The following is a 15,795-nucleotide window of genomic DNA, read 5'->3' as shown; positions in this document are numbered from 1 at the left end:
TAGCGTCCGCACCCCGTCCGCGCTGCGATGGCACGATGGGCGGGTGCGCGTCGTCCTCCACGTGGGTCTGCCCAAGACGGGCACCACCTACCTCCAGGCCCTGCTCGCGGGCCAGCGCGGGTCGCTGCGCTCGGGCGGGGTGGTCTACCCCTTCGTGCGACCCGGGGCGATGTTCGAGGGAGCCGTCGAGGTGCGCGGCAGCGCGGCGAAGTTCGGTCTCGACCCCGCGCGCGTGCACGGCACGTGGCAGGCGGTCTGCGACCGGGCGCGCACCCTCCTCGAGCAGGAGGGCGGCTCGACCGCGCTGCTGAGCCACGAAGTGCTGGCCGGCGCCACCCCCGAGCAGGTGCGCCGGGCCCTGGCCCCGCTGGCCGGGCTGGAGGTGCACGTGGTGGTCACCGCGCGGGACCTGGGCAGGCAGGCGGTGGCGCACTGGCAGGAGGAGGTCAAGCTCGGCTCGAGCCTCGCCTTCGCCGAGCTGGAGCGCACCCAGCTGCGCTGCGACAGCGGGCGCGACGCGGGGCCCGACGAGGGCGGCCGGCGACCGCACTTCTGGCACGCCCAGGACTTCGCCGACGCGCTGCGGCGCTGGACCGACCCGCTGCCCGGGGGCCGCGGCCACCTCGTGCTGGCCCCGCCGCCGGGGGCACCGCGAGAGCTGCTGTGGCAGCGCTTCGCCCAGGCCTGCGGCATCGACCCCGCCCTGGTGGACCCCGGCGCCGAGGTCGCTGCCAACCCCTCGCTGGGCGCCGAGCAGGTGGCGCTGCTCAGGGCGGTCAACCGGGAGGTGGAGCGGCTGGGGGCCCGGGGCCGGGGGCTCGACGCGGCGCAGCGCCACCGCCTGGTCAAGCGCGGGTACGCCGAGGGCGTCCTCGCCGCCCGGCCCGGGCGGCCTGCGCGGGCACCGGCCGGCCTCGCCGACGTGCTGGGCCCACCGGCGCGGCGCTGGCTCGAGGAGGTGGTCGCCCAGGGGCACAGCGTCCACGGGGACCCGGGCGACCTCGAACCGGTGCTCGCGGGGCCCGGCGAGCCCGGCCCCGACGTGGCACCGCCGGCGGGGGAGGACCCCGTGGCCGTCGCCCGCGACCTGGTCGGCACGTCCGGTGCGAGCCGCTCGTGGCGCCCGTGGCGGGGCCGGGGCGGCCCGTCGGGACGGTGAAGGACCCGTGTGACGTCCGGTACCCTCGGGGGCGCACCACCGCAGCGCGCCGCAGCCACCGAGGGGATCTCGCATGACCAAGCACGCCGGTGCCCCCGCCGGCCCCGGGGGTCCGCTCGTCCAGGGCCTGCTGGCCGGACTGCTGAGCCTCGTCATCGGTGCCGTGGCCGTGCTCCTGGTGCTCTCCCGCGACGGCGGTGCGACCGTGACGCTCGGCGCCGACGGCGAGCCGCTGCCGGAGGCGAACCAGGCCGGTCCGCGCAGCATCGTGACCGGCGTGGTGCTGCAGCCCGAGGAGTGGCTCGGGGAGCCCGGTGAGACCCGCACCCCCTCGCCCCAGAAGATCCGCGGCGGTGGCCGGCTCGCCCGGGCCGTGGAGCGGGCCGCGGCGAAGGAGACCCAGGCAGCGACGACCTTCCGGGTCAGCTCCTTCAACGTGCTGGGCGCCAACCACACCAAGCCCGGTGGTCGGCACGCGCGCTTCACCGACGGCGTGACCCGGATGCGCTGGGCGCTGCAGATCCTGGCCGGCCAGGGCGTCACGGTCGCCGGTCTGCAGGAGCTGCAGGCGCCGCAGTACAACACCCTGCGCGCGACGGCACCGGTGTGGCAGGTCTACCCGGGCCCCGGGCTGGGCCCGGGCCCGATGGCCAACTCGGTGGTCTGGCGCAGCGACGTGTGGACCCGGGTGCAGGCCGCCACCGTCCCGATCCCCTACTTCGGGGGACGCCGGGTGCCGATGCCCTACGTGCTGCTGCAGCACAACCAGACCGGCCAGCAGGTCTGGTTCGCGAACTTCCACAACCCCGCCGACGCACACGGCCCGGCGCAGAAGTGGCGCAACGCCGCCGTGGCCATCGAGGCCCAGCTGGCCAACCGACTCACCGCCGACGGCACGCCGCTGGTGATGACCGGCGACTTCAACGACCGCGCCGAGTTCTTCTGCCCGATCACCCGCTCCACCCCGCTGCGCGCCGCCAACGGCGGCTCGACCGGCAGCGCCTGCTCGCCCCCGGCGCGGATGAACGTCGACTGGATCCTCGGCTCGCCGGACATCGCGTTCTCGCAGTTCGCGGCCTTGGAGACCGAGCTGGTCAACCGCACCACCGACCACCCGGTCATCGTGGCGACGGCCACCATCGGCGGCTCCGAGGAGTAGCCCTCAGCGGTGGCTCTCAGCGGTAGTACGCCGAGGGGCACTCGTCGCCGGCGCAGGTGCTGGTGCTGCGCACCAGCTGCTTGAGCTCGTCGACCTGGTCGCTGTAGCGCGGGTCGCCGGCGAGGTTCTGCAGCTCCCAGCGGTCGACGTCGCGGTAGTAGACCTCCGCCTGGCCCGAGCGGCCCTGCACGTAGGTCCAGGGGCCCACCACGACCCCGCGGTAGAGGCGCTTGCTGCCCTTCTTGACCGGGTAGGCCTCGATGGGCACGACCCGGCGGTCGGCCCCGCTGCCGATCCAGGGCAGCACGTCGACGCCGTCGACCTCGAGCGTGGGCCGCGCGCCGGCGAGGGCGGCGAAGGTGGGCGCCCAGTCGACGTTGGTGACGGGGGCCTCGCTGACGGTGCCGGGCTCGAGCCCCGGGCCGCGCACGTACATGGGCACGCTGGTCATCTCGCGGAAGTACCAGAGCTTGCCCTCGAGGTTGTGGGCCCCGAGCGTGTAGCCGTTGTCGGAGGTCAGCACGACGTAGGTGTCGTCGAGCTGCCCGGTCTCCTCGAGGGTCTCCAGGGTGCTCGCCAGCGCCCGGTCGACCGACTGCAACGACTCGATGCGCTGCTGGTGGGCCTCGGTCAGCTGGGCCCGGCGCTGCTCGGTCACGGTGCGCTGGGTGCCGCGCACCAGCACCTTGTCGGTGACGTCGTCCTCGAACATGTTGGGGGTGTCGGTCAGCGCGAGGTCGGCGAAGGTGTCGACGTCGCGGTCCTCGGGCGTGGTGGTCTTCACCGGGTCGGGGTCGTCGGGGTAGAGCACGGCGGGGTCGTCGGGCGCGTCCGGTCCGCCGTGGTGGGGCGCGACGTAGTTGAGCCACATGTACCAGGGGTCCTCGGCGCGCCCCGGCTCGCGCAGCAGCTCGTCGCTCTGCTCGGAGAGCAACGTCGTGGAGTAGGTCTCGAACTTCTCCTCGACGCCGTCCATGCTCACCGTGGGGCGCACGAAGTTGTAGGTCGTGGGGTCCACGAGCGCGCGCCAGCCGGTCCAGCCCGGGGGCACGACGGTGCCGTCGGTGTAGCCGTTGGGGTACTTGCCCAGGAAGAAGGTGTCGTAGCCGGCCTCCTGCAGCCAGACCGCGAGGGTGTTCTCCTCGTCGAGGGCCTCCAGGCCGTGCCCGGCGTCCGAGGTGGTGTTCCAGGTGCCGTGGTTGTGGGAGTGCTGCCCGGTCATCAGCGAGCTGCGCGCGGGCACGCAGATCGGGTTGGGGGCCAGGGCGCCGCGCAGGGTCACGCCCTCCTGCACGAACAGCTCCTGGAGCCTCGGCATGTGCACCATGTCGCCCCAGGCGGCGTCGTCGAGGGTGATCATCAGCAGGTTCGGCTGCTCGGGGGACTCGACCGGCACGGGCTCGGCGAGCCCGGCCCCGCCGACCGGTAGGACCCGGTCGCCGGGGCGGGGGTCGCGCAGGCTCGTGCGCCCGGGCTCGGCGTCGTTGCGCGGCGGCTGGCCGGTCTGCGCGCCGGGTCCGTCTCGTCGGCGGGGGGGTCCGTCGACGTGCACCCGGCCAGGGCCAGGGCGGCCACGACCGCGGCGGCGCCCAGCCGCCGGGTGCCGATGCTGCGGGACATGCGCGAGTGCTCCTGACGGTGGCGGACGGGCGCCGCCGAGTGTAGGTGCTCAGCCCAGCGGGAGGCTCAGCACGTTGAGCCGCTGGTCGTTGTTCATCAGGCTCCCGGGGAGGGCCGGCAGGCCCAGCACCGAGAGCGCCAGGTTGGCGACCACGCCGGTGTGGATCGGGGCGGGGGTCTCGTAGCCGTCCTGCGCGTTGCCGGGGTCCGACCAGGCCGGGTTGAGGTCGTAGAGGTCGGCCCCCTGCACCACACCGGGGCCCCACACCATCAACGGCACCGTGTAGTTGCCGGTGCGCTCGCTGTCGCGCGCGGCGCCGTCGACGCCGCCGTTGGTGCCGGCGACCACGAGCAGGGTGCGTCCCGCGAGCTTCTTCGACGCCTCGATGCTGCCGAGGGTGCGCCCGACCATGCGGCCGATCTTGCCCACGAACTTGTGGTAGCGCTCGGAGTCGAAGCCGGCCTTGCGGCCCACCTTGTCGAGGCTGGACAGCTCGGCGTAGGTGAAGGCGGCGGGTCGCTTCTCGAGCTTGGTGCGCAGGTCCTCGACGAGGCGGTAGTCGTTGCCGCCGCGGAAGTAGCGGTCGACCTTGTCGGTGCCGTCGTCGAAGCCGTAGGGGTCGCGACCGCCGTTGGCGCCGTCCCACGAGCGGTCGACCATGTCGATGCGGTTGCGGTTGGCGGCCAGGTAGGTCCGCCCGCCCTGGTTGTGCACCAGGTCGAAGATGCTCGACACGTAGCGTCCGGCCGTGGAGCGCACGACCTCGCCCCGGTCGTTGTTGTAGGTGACGCCGTGGCCCAGGGCGGCGGCGTCGACGCGCCGGCCGGTGAGCATGGAGAGCACGTTGGGCAGGGGGGCGGTCGACTCGAGGGTCGTGCGGGCGTTGAGGGTGATGGCTCCCTCGCGCGCCAGCCGGGACCAGCCGCCGGCGGTCAGGTCGATCGCCGAGGAGCGCAGGCCCTCGACGCCGAGCACCACGACCCGGTCGATGGGCGAGGCCTGCACGACGGGGGTGGGCACGACGGCGTCGGCGACGATCACCGGGTGGTCGGTGGTCGCCTTGACCAGGGGGTCGGTCAGGGCGGCGTACCCGGTGAAGACGGTGGGTGCGGTGCCCAGCAGCCAGTCGACCTTCATCGCGGGGGGCGTCTCGCACCCGCTCTCGTCGGAACCACCGCCGTTGGCGGCCTCGAGCTCGGTGCGCGCGACCACCGGGCAGAAGAACTCGTCGCGGTCGTTCATGTCACCGGTCAGGAAGACCGGCACGCCGGGGTGGTCCTCGCGCAGCTGGTTGACCAGGTTGGCCTCGCGCCGCACCGCCTCGTCGCGCCACTTCTGGGCGGGGCCGCGGGCGTCGGCCGGGTTGTGCACGTTGAGGAACCACGCCTGCTGCCCGGTCTCGAGGTGCTCGAGCAGCACGTAGGGCATCTTGATCTCGTTGCCCTTGAAGTAGGGGATCTTGATCGACTCGGTGCGCAGCGCCTGCCACTGGTCGGTGCGCCAGGCGATCGAGTTGTGCATCGGCGCGGTCCCGAGCTGGGCGCCCGGGTAGAGCCCGAAGCGCTCGCTCTCCCACTCGGTGAACTTGGCGTACTGGGCCTGGTGCATCTCCTGGAAGCCGACGACGTCGATGCTCTCGCGGTCGAGGATCTCGATGGCGCGCTTGAGCCGCGGGCCGCTCTTGTCGAAGCCCTTGCGCGGGTTGGAGCCGTCGGTGTGCCCGGCGCCGAGCAGGTTGAAGGAGGCCACCTGGAAGGTCAGCGGCCCCGCGGGCTGCTCGGCGAGCACCGTGCGCGCGTCGGGCGCGGCCGAGGCGCCCGGGACGAGCGCGGTGAGCGCGGAGAGCGCCACCGTGGTGGCGAGGAGTGCGGTCGTGAGCCGGTGACCGGACCGGGGGGGAGCGATCTGGTTGAGCCTCATGGGTACGACGTCCTGACGTGCTCGCTGGCGGGAAGGCCCCGCCCGGCGTTGCCTGCGGGGCCAGCGGTGCTGGTGATGCTACTGTGACGAACCGTGTTTCGTCTCGTGCTCGGGACGCTCGAGGTGGCGTAGCGTGTGTGCGGCCGCGGCCGGTGGGAGCCGCGAGGAGCAGCACGAGGAGCAGGGAGAGTGATGGGTCGCCGCGTCGTGCTGCACATCGGTGCCATGAAGACGGGCACCAGCTACGTCCAGTCGGTGCTGGGCGGCAACAAGGACGAGATCGCCGGCACCGGGGTCGAGTTCCTCGGTGGCTTCGCCCGCCAGACCAAGGCCGTGCGCGACGTGCTGCGGCTGCCCAAGGACGATCGCCGCAACCGGCGCCGCTGGGAGCGGATCGCGCGGGCCGCCCACGAGATGGACGGGCACACCGGCATCGTCTCGATGGAGTTCCTCAGCTTCGCCGCCCCCCGCCACGTCGAGGCCTTCCTCGCGCCGCTGGAGGGGCTCGACGTGCGCGTGCTGCTCACGGTGCGCGACCAGTTCCGGGTGGTGCCGGCCCAGTGGCAGACCTACACGCGCAACCTCGGCACCGACGACTGGTCGACCTACCTGCGCGCCATCGAGAAGGCCCCCGGGCGGCGCGGCCCCTCACGTGCGCACCGCACCTTCCACCGTGCCCAGGACGTCGCGACCATCGTCGAGCGCTGGTCGGTGCCGGCCGTCCAGGGCATCGACGTGGTCACCGTGCCGCCGTCCTCGGCCCCGCGTGACGAGCTCTGGCGCCGCTTCGCCCGCGCCGCCGGGGTCCGCCCCGACGTCGCCGACCTCGGTGAGGTCAAGGACAACGAGTCCCTGGGCTACGCCTCGTGCGACTGGCTGCGCCGGGCGAACCCCCACCTCGACGACCTGGCGCCGCGCAGCTACCGCCGCCTGGTGCGCCCGCTGGCCCGCGGGGTGCTGGCCCCGCTGCGCGACGAGCAGGACCGCCCGCGGCTGGACGCGCGGGCAGCCGCGTGGGCGCGCTCCCGCAACGAGGAGCTGCGCGCCCTGGCGACCTCGGGCCGGGTCTCGCTGGTCGGTGACCTCGACGACCTGCCCGTGCCCGACGACCTCTCCGCCTACCCCGAGCAGGCACCGCCGCCGCCGGCCGACCAGGTGCTGCGCTGCGCCCGGGTCGTGCACGAGCACGCCGTGGGGCTGGGCGGTGGCGCGAGCGGAGCGCGCACCGACCCCGGCGACCCGGGTGACCCCGAGGACATCGACGAGCTGGTGCGCGACGCGGTCGCCCACCTGCGCCGCGCCAGCGAGGAGGGCCGGTGAGCGCCGCGCCCGGACTCGAGGCCCACGTCGACGACGAGGGCGTGCACGTGCGCCTGCCCCGCGGCTCGCAGGACCGTCCCGTCGACCTCGTCCTCGACGAGCAGCGCGTCGGCTCGTTCTGGCTCGAGCGCGACACCGTCGAGCGCGACGGCCAGCGCTTCTGGGCCTGGCCCGCGCCGCTGCGCAGCCACCTGGTCGGTCGCGCCCGGGTGGCGCTCGTCGACCACGCCAGCTCCACCGAGCTGCACGCGGCCGAGGTCGTGCTGGGGGAGCCCGAGGACACCCAGCAGCGCATCGTGGTCGCCGACGCCCAGGGCAACCCGCTGGGCCTCGACAAGAGCATGCGCCTGATGCGGCTCTTCGCCGACCGCTCCGCCGAGCACCTCGACCCGCTGCTCGACTCCATCGAGGACGTCCTCGCGGCCCTGCGCAGCGGCGGCGTCGAGGCCTTCATCGCCTACGGCACCCTGCTGGGCGCGGTGCGCCAGGGCGGCTTCATCGGTCACGACTCCGACGCCGACCTCGGCTACGTCAGCGCCCACGAGCACCCCGCCGACGTGGTCCGCGAGTCCTTCCGGCTCCAGCGCGCGCTCGTCGAGATGGGCTACCCGGTGACCCGCTACTCGGGCCTGGCGTTCAAGATCTTCGTGCAGGAGTCCGACGGCACCCGTCGGGGCCTCGACGTCTTCGGCGGCTTCCTGCGCGACGGCGTGCTCTACCTGATGGGCGAGGTGGGCCACCCCTTCGAGCGCGAGTGGATCTGGCCGCTGGGCACCGCCAGCCTCGAGGGCCGTGAGCTGCCGGTGCCGGCGCAGCCCGAGCACCTCCTGGTCGCGATGTACGGCGAGTCGTGGCGGGTGCCCGACCCGGCCTACCAGTTCGAGACCCCGGCCGGCACCCGGCGCCGGCTCAACGGCTGGTTCCGCGGCACCCGCGTGCAGCGCGAGGAGGTCTGGGACCCCTACTACGCGCGCCAGCGCGGCTCGGGCCAGGACCGGCCCAGCGACTTCGTGCGCTGGGTGCGTCGCCGCGAGCGTCGCGCGGTGAGCGCCGTCGACGTCGGGTGCGGCACCGGCGCCGACGTGGCCTTCCTGGCCCGGCACGGCGTCAACGCCGTCGGGCTCGACTACTGCCGCCGCGCGTTCGCGCGCAAGCAGCGCAAGCTGGCCCGTCGCGAGCTGCCGGCGACCTTCCGCTGGGCGAACCTGACCGAGGTCCGCTCGACCCTGGTCACCGGTGCCCTGCTCTCGCGCGAGCCCGGGCCCAAGGTGGTGCTGGCCCGCCACGTCGCCGACGCGACCAACGCCGACGGGCGCGCCAACCTGCTGCGCCTGGCGCGGATGGTGCTGGGCGGCCAGGGCCGGCTCTACCTCCAGGTGCTCAGCGCGCCGGCCCCCGGTGGCAACCCGGTGGGCGTGCACCCGATCGACGTGGACGCGCTCGTCGCCCAGGTCGAGGCCTCGGGCGGCACCGTCGTGGCCCGGCACGACCTGGCCGGGGAGCGCCCCGGCTCGACCGACCCCGGTGCGACCCCGTACCTCTGCAGATTGGTGGTCCAGTGGCCTCAGTGAAGAACGTCCTCCGTCAGTACCGCGACCAGGCCGGCCTCGCCCGCCGGGTCGCCGAGCTCGAGGCCGAGGTCCAGGAGTGCCGCTCGCTGAACCTGCGGGTCGCCGAGCTCACCGACCTGGTCGCCGAGCTCCTGGTGCCCCTGGCCGGCAGCGACGACCCCCGGGTCGTGGAGATCCTCGAGCGCTACCGCGCCGGCGTCAGCGACCCCGCGGGGCCCTCCTCGCGATGAGCAGGGTGTTCCTGCACGTCGGGCTGCCCAAGACCGGCACCACCTACCTCCAGGACGCCCTGTGGGCCAACAAGGAGCGCCTGCGCCGGCGGGGGCTCCTGCTGCCCGGCGCGCGGCGCCGCCACCTGCTGGCCTCGCTCGACGTGCGCGAGGACCCGGGCCTGGCGCGCCGCCCCGGCGACACCGCGCACCCGTGGCAGGACCTGGTCGAGGAGGCGCGGTCGTGGTCGGGTGACGTGCTGGTGACCCACGAGTTCTTCGCCGCCGCCTCGGTCGAGCAGGTGCGCCGCGTGGTCGCCGACCTGGCGCCCGCCGAGGTGCACGTGCTGGTGACCGCTCGCTCGATGCCCGACCTGTTCATCTCGCGCTGGCAGGAGTGGGTCAAGAACGGGGCCCGCGGCCGGATCGACGCCTACCCGCCCGACGGTCCCCGCGCCGACACGGGGGAGTGGGGCTGGCCCAGCTTCGACCTCGGCATCGTGCTGGAGCGGTGGGGTGCCGTGCTGCCCCACGAGCACGTGCACGTGCTGCCGATGGCCCCGGGCCGCTCGGAGCCCGGCGAGCTGCTGCGCCGCTTCCTGGGGGTGCTCGGGCTCGACGACGAGGGGCTCGAGGTGCCGGAGTCGGCCGCGAACGCCTCGCTGGGCCTGGTCGAGGTCGAGCTGCTGCGGCGGGTCAACGCCCACCTCGGGGACTTCCGCTCCGCCGTCGACCGGGGCACCTGGATCCGCGGCTACCTCGGCGAGGGCGGGGTGCTGCCGTCCTCGCGGGAGAAGTTCCGGCCCTCCGAGGCCACGCTCGCCGACCTGGTGGCGCGTGGGGAGCGGTCGGTGCGGATGCTCGGCGAGGAGGGCTTCGACGTGGTCGGGGACCCCGCGCTGCTCGAGCCCGGCGACCTCGCCGGGCGCCGGCACCCCGACGAGGTCTCCGACGCCGAGCTGCTGGGCTGCGCCACCGAGGCGATGGCCCGGCTCACCGGGGACGTGAGATCGCTCACGCGCGAGCGCGACGCCCTGTCCCGGGCCCGGTCACGACCACCGAGACTGTCATGGCTGCGTGTTAGCGTTCGCGGTCGCGGGCCCCGCACGGGGTAGCGAGAGGGGAAGCACGTGACACGCGACAGGAGACTGGCGACCGCGCTGGCCACCGCGACCGTTGTCGTCCTGAGCGGCCTGGGGTCGTCGTACGCCGCCACGGCCGGTCACAGCGCCGCCGCGCCCGCGGTGAGCGCCTCGGCCGAGACGTCCACGCGCGCCCTGGCGGCGGCCGAGAAGAAGACCGGCTGGAAGCCGGTCGCCGGCGCCAAGTTCAACGTGCCGCGCTCCGAGCCGGGCACCCAGTTCCGCCTCGAGGCCCAGGTGCTGGGAGCGATCCGGCACGCCAAGAAGGGCTCGATGATCCGGATCTCGCTCTTCTCCTTCGACCGCTACCCGGTGGCCGACGCGCTGATCCAGGCCCACCGTCGCGGCGTCGACGTGCAGGTCCTGATGAACAACCACGAGGTGCCGGGCGCGCAGAAGAAGCTGCGCAGCGTGATCGGCGCGAACCGCGCCAAGCGCAGCTACATCTACCAGTGCACCAACGGGTGCCGCTCCTCCGGCGAGAACAACCACGACAAGTACTTCCTGTTCTCCCACACCGGGATCGCCAAGAACGTCGTGATGACCGGCTCGGTCAACATGAAGATGAACGGCGCGAAGAACCAGTTCAACGACCTGTGGACCCGCAACAACGTCCCGAAGGTCTACCAGGCCTTCGACGCCCTGCACGAGCAGATGGCCCGCGACAAGGTCGCCCGGCCCAGCTACTGGGTGCAGAACATCGGCAAGAACTTCCAGCTGCACGCCACGCCCTTCCACGGCAACGGGCCCGACAACGACCCGATCGACACGATCCTCGACCCGGTGCGGTGCAAGGGCGCGACCGGCGGCACCGGCAACCAGGGGCGCACGCGCATCCGCGTCAACATGCACGCCTGGGACGGCGACCGCGGCACCTACCTGGCCCGGCGGCTGCGCAAGCTCTACGCGCTGGGCTGCGACGTGCGGCTGCAGTACGGCTACGCCGGCGCCCGGGTCCGCAAGGAGCTCGGGGTGCGGACCCCGCGCGGCTACGTGCCCGTGCGCAGCAGCGGCATGGACACCAACGCCGACGGCGAGATCGACCTCTACAGCCACATGAAGCTGCTGGTCATCTCGGGCAACTACGGCAACGACACCTCCAAGCGGGTCGTGGTCACCGGGTCGAGCAACTACCAGGACAGCGGCCTGCGGGGCGACGAGCTGCTGTTCCGCATGTTCGACCAGACCAAGGCCACCAAGCAGTACCTCGCCCACTTCGACTGGATGTGGAAGAACCGCACCCGGGCGGTGCCTTACCAGAAGAGCGTCAGCGGGCGCGGCCTCGACGGTGCGGCCACCTCCGAGCAGCGCATCTACGACGACGGGCTCGGGACCGACAGTCCCGAGTGGAAGGACCAGTGACCCATGGCGCGACTGTGTGAGACCGAGGGCCTCGGCGAGGACCAGCAGGAGATCCTCAAGGCCGTGCGCGGATTCGTCGAGAAGGCGATCCTGCCGGTGGCCACCGAGCTCGAGCACGCCGACGAGTACCCCACCGAGATCGTCGAGGGGCTCAAGGAGCTCGGTGTCTTCGGGCTGATGATCCCCGAGGAGTACGGCGGCCTGGGCGAGTCGCTGCTGACCTACGCGTTGTGCGTGGAGGAGATCGCCCGTGGCTGGATGAGCGTCTCCGGCGTCATCAACACCCACTTCATCGTCGCCTACATGCTGATGCAGCACGGCACCGAGGAGCAGAAGCAGAAGTACCTGCCCCGGATGGCCACCGGCGAGGTCCGCGGCTCGTTCTCGATGTCCGAGCCCGGCCTGGGCTCCGACGTCTCGGCGATCAAGACCAAGGCGACCAGGAACGACGACGGCGGCTACACGATCGACGGCCAGAAGATGTGGCTGACCAACGGTGGCTCCTCCAACCTCGTCGCGGTGCTGGTCAAGACCGACGAGGGCTCCGACAGCGTCTACAAGAGCATGACGACGTTCCTGGTCGAGAAGGAGCCGGGCTTCGGCGAGACCGCCCAGGGCGTCACCGTGCCCGGCAAGATCGACAAGATGGGCTACAAGGGCGTCGACACGACCGAGCTGGTCCTCGAGGGCCACCGGATCTCGGCCGACCAGGTGCTCGGCGGGGAGTCGGGCAAGGGCTTCTACCAGATGATGGACGGCGTCGAGGTCGGCCGCGTCAACGTCGCGGCCCGCGCCTGCGGCGTGTCCAACCGGGCCTTCGAGCTGGCCATCGCCTACGCCCAGCAGCGCGAGACCTTCGGCAAGCCGATCGCCCAGCACCAGGCCATCCAGTTCAAGCTCGCCGAGATGGCCGTCAAGGTCGAGGCCGCCCACGCGATGATGGTCAAGGCCGCCCGGCTCAAGGACAAGGGCCAGCGCAACGACGTCGAGGCCGGCATGGCCAAGTACCTGGCCGCGGAGTACTGCAACGAGGTCGTCGAGGCCTCCTTCCGCATCCACGGCGGCTACGGCTACTCCAAGGAGTACGAGATCGAGCGCCTCTACCGCGAGGCCGCGTTCCTGCTCATCGGTGAGGGCACCGCCGAGATCCAGAAGATGATCATCGGCCGCAGCCTGCTCAAGGACTACAAGCTCACCTGAGCCCGGTCGTCGAGCCCGCTGGGGCTCAGGAACCGGCGTCGCGGCCCTGGCCGCGGCGCCGGTTCTTCTTGCCGCCCTTGTTGCCGCCCTTGCCCTGGCCGGGACGCTTGACGCCGCCGTCGCGCAGCACGTGCACCAGCGCGGCCACGGCGGCGTCGAGCTGGTCCTCGACGCCCACCGCGGCCGGGTCGGCCCCGGGCACGTCGAGCGGCTCGAGCTCGCCGAGGTCGCCCACGACGCGCACGCCGCTGTCCTCGATGGCCGCCACCATGGCCTGCGAGCGCTTGCGCAGCCAGCGCGGCACCGCGAAGCCGATCGGCTCCTCGTCGCGCCGGCGGTGCACCAGGACGTGCTTGCCCAGCGCCTTGATCTTCTTGTTGTACTCCGGCAGCGCCAGGTCGCCGACGTGCTCGTTGATGCGGCCCATCAGCAGCGCGGAGGCCACGCCCAGGGACTCGTTGGCGCGCGGCGCCTCGTCCCACTGCGAGCCGGTGATGCCCGCGACCTCGCAGAAGCGCTCCCACAGCAGCTCGCCGGGTGCGCCGGGCGGCGGCACCGTCACGACCGTGACGTGCTCGGGGCCCAGCACCTCGGCCCAGCGGCCCACGACCCGGTCGGCCGCCTGCTGGCGCCAGAAGCGGCGTCCGGCGTCGCCGCCGTCCTGCAGGGCCGCGAGGTACTCGCTCCACCCCCAGGACTGACGGTTCTTGAGGGTCTCCTGCCACATGGCCGGCACGCTGCGGCCCAGGTCGCGCACCGTGACGACCACGTCGACGGGGGAGCCGGCGAGGTCGTCGCGGACCTGGCGGATGCGCTCGGCCGAGATCGGTCCGAGGTACTCCATCGACACGATCGCGGTGCCGGGGTGGGCCCGCAGCTCCTCGGCCAGCGAGGCCCAGGCGCCGTCCTCGGCGTGCTTGGAGCCGATCAGGTCGGAGACCGCGCGGGCGTGCCGGGCCCAGGTGGGGCCCGGGAACAGCACCCCCTGCTCGGCCAGGCGCTCCCGGTTGACGTTGAGCCGTCCCTGGATGAAGGTCGTGCCCGACTTCATCAGTCCGACGTGCAGCAGCACCCGCTCCGCCATCGTGCGCCTCTCCCTCGACCTCGCTCCGCCGGCGACATCCTCGCACGACGGCTCAGCTGGAGGGGTCGGCCACCTCGACGTCGCGCAGGCGGTAGCCGATCTCCTCGTCGACCACCTGCTCCGAGCGGTCGATCGCGACCGAGGACGGGTAGTCCTGGTCCTCGGGCCAGTCCACCTCCACGCGGTGGGCGTCGGGGTCGTCGGCGGCCTCGATGACCTCGTCGATGGTCAGGACCCTGGCCAGCGGGACGTCCTCGCCGGCCTGGGCCCCACCCCGCCCGCCGCTGCGTGCGTACACCGCCGAGACGACCTCGTCGTCGGCCACCGTGACCCGGATCGGCACCCCGGCGTCGGGGCAGTAGCAGGTCAGGGTCAGCGTGTAGGAGTAGTCGGTGGGCCCGAAGCCGTCCGGGTCCTCGGTGGGCTCCGAGGTGGGCTCCTGGCTGGGCGAGCCGCTCGCGGCGGGGTCCTCGGCGAGGCCGGGGTCGCTGTCGCCGCAGCCGGCGAGCAGCAGGGCGAGCACGGGCAGGGCGGCACGGGCGGCACGGGCGGGGGTCATGGCCGTTGGACGGCTGCGGGGCGGTCGCGGTTGCACGGGCCCATCCTGCGCCACCCGGCCGCCGTGACGAAGGCCACCCCGCCGGGGGCTGACGTCCCGGCACGGGTCCGACACGATGGGCCCGTCCGGCCGCGGCCACCGCCGCGGCCCCACCCGATCAGGAGGAGCCAGCCGTGCAGTTCGGTCGCAGCTACGAGGAGTTCGAGGTCGGCGCGACCTACAAGCACTGGCCCGGCAAGACGGTCACCGAGTTCGACGACCACATGTTCTGCCTGCTCACCATGAACCACCACCCGCTCCACCTCGACAGCAACTACGCCGAGGAGACCACCCAGTTCGCCAAGAACGTCGTGGTGGGCAACTACGTCTACTCGATCCTGCTCGGCATGTCGGTGCCCGACATCTCCGGCAAGGCGATCGCCAACCTCGAGATCGAGTCGCTGCGCCACGTCGCCCCGACCTTCCACGGTGACACGCTCTACGGCGAGACCCGGGTGCTCGACAAGTGGGAGAGCACCTCCAAGGACGACCGTGGCGTGGTCCACGTCGAGACCATCGGCTACAACCAGGACGGGAAGATCGTGTGCATCTTCCGTCGCAAGGTGATGGTCCCCAAGGACAACTACCTCGAGCAGCGCGGTGGCGAGCAGCCCGGACGGCCGGTGCCCCAGCCGGACAAGAACTGGCCGGGGCCCGACGCCGAGGCATGAGCCCGGGCTGAGCCGCTACGCCTCCTCGAGGTGGGGTTCGAGCGGGCTCTCCCCGCGCAGCAGCCGCAGGTGCAACCCGCGGGTCTGGTGGGAGGGCTCGACACCGAGGTCGTCGACCAGGCAGGCACGGAAGTCGGCGTAGACCCGCAGCGCGTGCGCCACGTCGCCGAGGCCCGAGAGCGCCGTCATCAGCGTGCGCACGGCGATCTCGGAGGTCGGCTCGAAGTGCAGCGCCGCCTTGGCCAGCGTCGCCGCCTCGCGGTGGCAGCCGATGGCCACGGCGCACTCCGCCGCGTCGGTGAGCAGGTCCTGGCGCACCAGGCGCAGCCGCTCGCGCTCGCTGCGGACCCAGCTGTGGTCGTCGTCGTAGGCGTGCAGGTCGTCGCGGTAGAGGTCGCGGGCATCCAGCGCCGCCATCGCCCCCTCGCTGGGCCGGCCCTGCTCGCGCATCACCCGCACCCGTGCGGCGATCTGCTCGAAGGCGGCCACGTCGACCCAGACCCCGGTCAGCACCAGGCTGTCGTGGATGCGCACGACCGAGTCCTTGTCGCCCAGGAGTCGTCGCACCTCGCTCACCGCGGTGCGCAGGCTGCCGCGCCCGCGCTCCCGGCTGGCGTCGGGCCAGAGCCGCTCGATGATGGTCTCGACCCGCACCGGACGCTCGACGTGCAGCGCCAGCATGCGCAGCAGGTCCATCGTCTTGCCCGTGCGCCAGTCGGACGGGTGCACCGGTGTCCCGTCGGCCCGGACGACGAAGAGGTCGTCGAGCAGACGGATCC

14 protein-coding genes are annotated in these 15,795 nt (G+C 72.9%); 9 read left to right on the top strand and 5 right to left on the bottom strand.

Annotation, left to right across the window (positions count from 1 at the left end):
• Nucleotides 1–43: 43 nt before the first annotated feature.
• Both H0S66_RS02180 and H0S66_RS02175 read left to right on the top strand, forming a co-directional pair.
• Complete coding sequence (locus H0S66_RS02180; RefSeq protein WP_179613925.1) at nucleotides 44–1,159, top strand: hypothetical protein; 1,116 nt, start codon at nucleotides 44–46, stop codon at nucleotides 1,157–1,159.
• Between the two features lie 73 nt (nucleotides 1,160–1,232).
• A complete protein-coding gene (locus H0S66_RS02175) occupies nucleotides 1,233–2,318 on the top strand; it encodes an endonuclease/exonuclease/phosphatase family protein (protein WP_179613924.1) in 1,086 nt (361 codons plus the stop codon).
• 16 nt (nucleotides 2,319–2,334) lie between these two features.
• Here H0S66_RS02175 and H0S66_RS02170 read toward each other — a convergent pair whose 3' ends face one another.
• The gene (locus H0S66_RS02170; RefSeq protein ID WP_180923758.1) at nucleotides 2,335–3,870 is read right to left on the bottom strand and encodes a sulfatase family protein; all 1,536 of its coding nucleotides are present in this window, start codon (nucleotides 3,868–3,870) and stop codon (nucleotides 2,335–2,337) included.
• 117 nt (nucleotides 3,871–3,987) lie between these two features.
• Complete coding sequence (locus H0S66_RS02165) at nucleotides 3,988–5,859, bottom strand: alkaline phosphatase family protein (RefSeq protein ID WP_179613922.1); 1,872 nt, start codon at nucleotides 5,857–5,859, stop codon at nucleotides 3,988–3,990.
• A gap of 192 nt (nucleotides 5,860–6,051) precedes the next feature.
• Here H0S66_RS02165 and H0S66_RS02160 point away from each other — a divergent pair, with 192 nt between their 5' ends.
• The 6 genes from H0S66_RS02160 to H0S66_RS02135 are packed head-to-tail and all read left to right on the top strand — an operon-like array spanning nucleotide 6,052 to nucleotide 12,663.
• Nucleotides 6,052–7,179 (top strand): hypothetical protein, encoded by a 1,128-nt coding sequence (locus tag H0S66_RS02160; protein ID WP_179613921.1) that lies wholly within the window; start codon nucleotides 6,052–6,054, stop codon nucleotides 7,177–7,179.
• Nucleotides 7,176–8,750 carry a class I SAM-dependent methyltransferase gene (locus tag H0S66_RS02155; RefSeq protein WP_179613920.1) on the top strand — a complete coding sequence of 525 codons (1,575 nt, stop codon included), beginning with the start codon at nucleotides 7,176–7,178 and terminating at the stop codon, nucleotides 8,748–8,750. Before H0S66_RS02160 ends, H0S66_RS02155 begins: the two co-directional genes overlap by 4 nt.
• Entirely contained in the window at nucleotides 8,747–8,980 is a 234-nt protein-coding gene (locus H0S66_RS02150) for a DUF6752 domain-containing protein (protein WP_179613919.1), read from the top strand. Before H0S66_RS02155 ends, H0S66_RS02150 begins: the two co-directional genes overlap by 4 nt.
• Nucleotides 8,977–10,074 carry a hypothetical protein gene (locus H0S66_RS02145; protein WP_179613918.1) on the top strand — a complete coding sequence of 366 codons (1,098 nt, stop codon included), beginning with the start codon at nucleotides 8,977–8,979 and terminating at the stop codon, nucleotides 10,072–10,074. Before H0S66_RS02150 ends, H0S66_RS02145 begins: the two co-directional genes overlap by 4 nt.
• A 15-nt stretch (nucleotides 10,075–10,089) precedes the next feature.
• Nucleotides 10,090–11,463, top strand: a complete 1,374-nt coding sequence (locus H0S66_RS02140) for a phospholipase D-like domain-containing protein (RefSeq protein ID WP_179613917.1) — start codon at nucleotides 10,090–10,092, stop codon at nucleotides 11,461–11,463.
• Nucleotides 11,464–11,466: 3 nt separating this feature from the next.
• A complete protein-coding gene (locus tag H0S66_RS02135; protein ID WP_179613916.1) occupies nucleotides 11,467–12,663 on the top strand; it encodes an acyl-CoA dehydrogenase family protein in 1,197 nt (398 codons plus the stop codon).
• Nucleotides 12,664–12,688: 25 nt separating this feature from the next.
• Here the strand turns inward: H0S66_RS02135 and H0S66_RS02130 are convergent, their stop codons facing one another.
• The gene (locus H0S66_RS02130; RefSeq protein ID WP_179613915.1) at nucleotides 12,689–13,747 is read right to left on the bottom strand and encodes a hypothetical protein; all 1,059 of its coding nucleotides are present in this window, start codon (nucleotides 13,745–13,747) and stop codon (nucleotides 12,689–12,691) included.
• A 52-nt stretch (nucleotides 13,748–13,799) separates the two neighbouring features.
• Nucleotides 13,800–14,306, bottom strand: a complete 507-nt coding sequence (locus H0S66_RS02125) for a DUF6174 domain-containing protein (protein WP_179613914.1) — start codon at nucleotides 14,304–14,306, stop codon at nucleotides 13,800–13,802.
• Nucleotides 14,307–14,479: 173 nt separating this feature from the next.
• Between H0S66_RS02125 and H0S66_RS02120 the strand changes: the two genes are divergently transcribed.
• Nucleotides 14,480–15,016 carry a MaoC family dehydratase gene (locus H0S66_RS02120; RefSeq protein WP_179613913.1) on the top strand — a complete coding sequence of 179 codons (537 nt, stop codon included), beginning with the start codon at nucleotides 14,480–14,482 and terminating at the stop codon, nucleotides 15,014–15,016.
• A 15-nt stretch (nucleotides 15,017–15,031) separates the two neighbouring features.
• Here H0S66_RS02120 and H0S66_RS02115 read toward each other — a convergent pair whose 3' ends face one another.
• Complete coding sequence (locus H0S66_RS02115; protein WP_179613912.1) at nucleotides 15,032–15,745, bottom strand: AfsR/SARP family transcriptional regulator; 714 nt, start codon at nucleotides 15,743–15,745, stop codon at nucleotides 15,032–15,034.
• Between the last annotated feature and the right edge of the window lie 50 nt (nucleotides 15,746–15,795).

This window comes from Nocardioides marinisabuli, assembly GCF_013466785.1.
Taxonomy (GTDB): domain Bacteria; phylum Actinomycetota; class Actinomycetes; order Propionibacteriales; family Nocardioidaceae; genus Nocardioides; species Nocardioides marinisabuli.
This window is presented reverse-complemented; position numbering and strand designations above follow the sequence as displayed.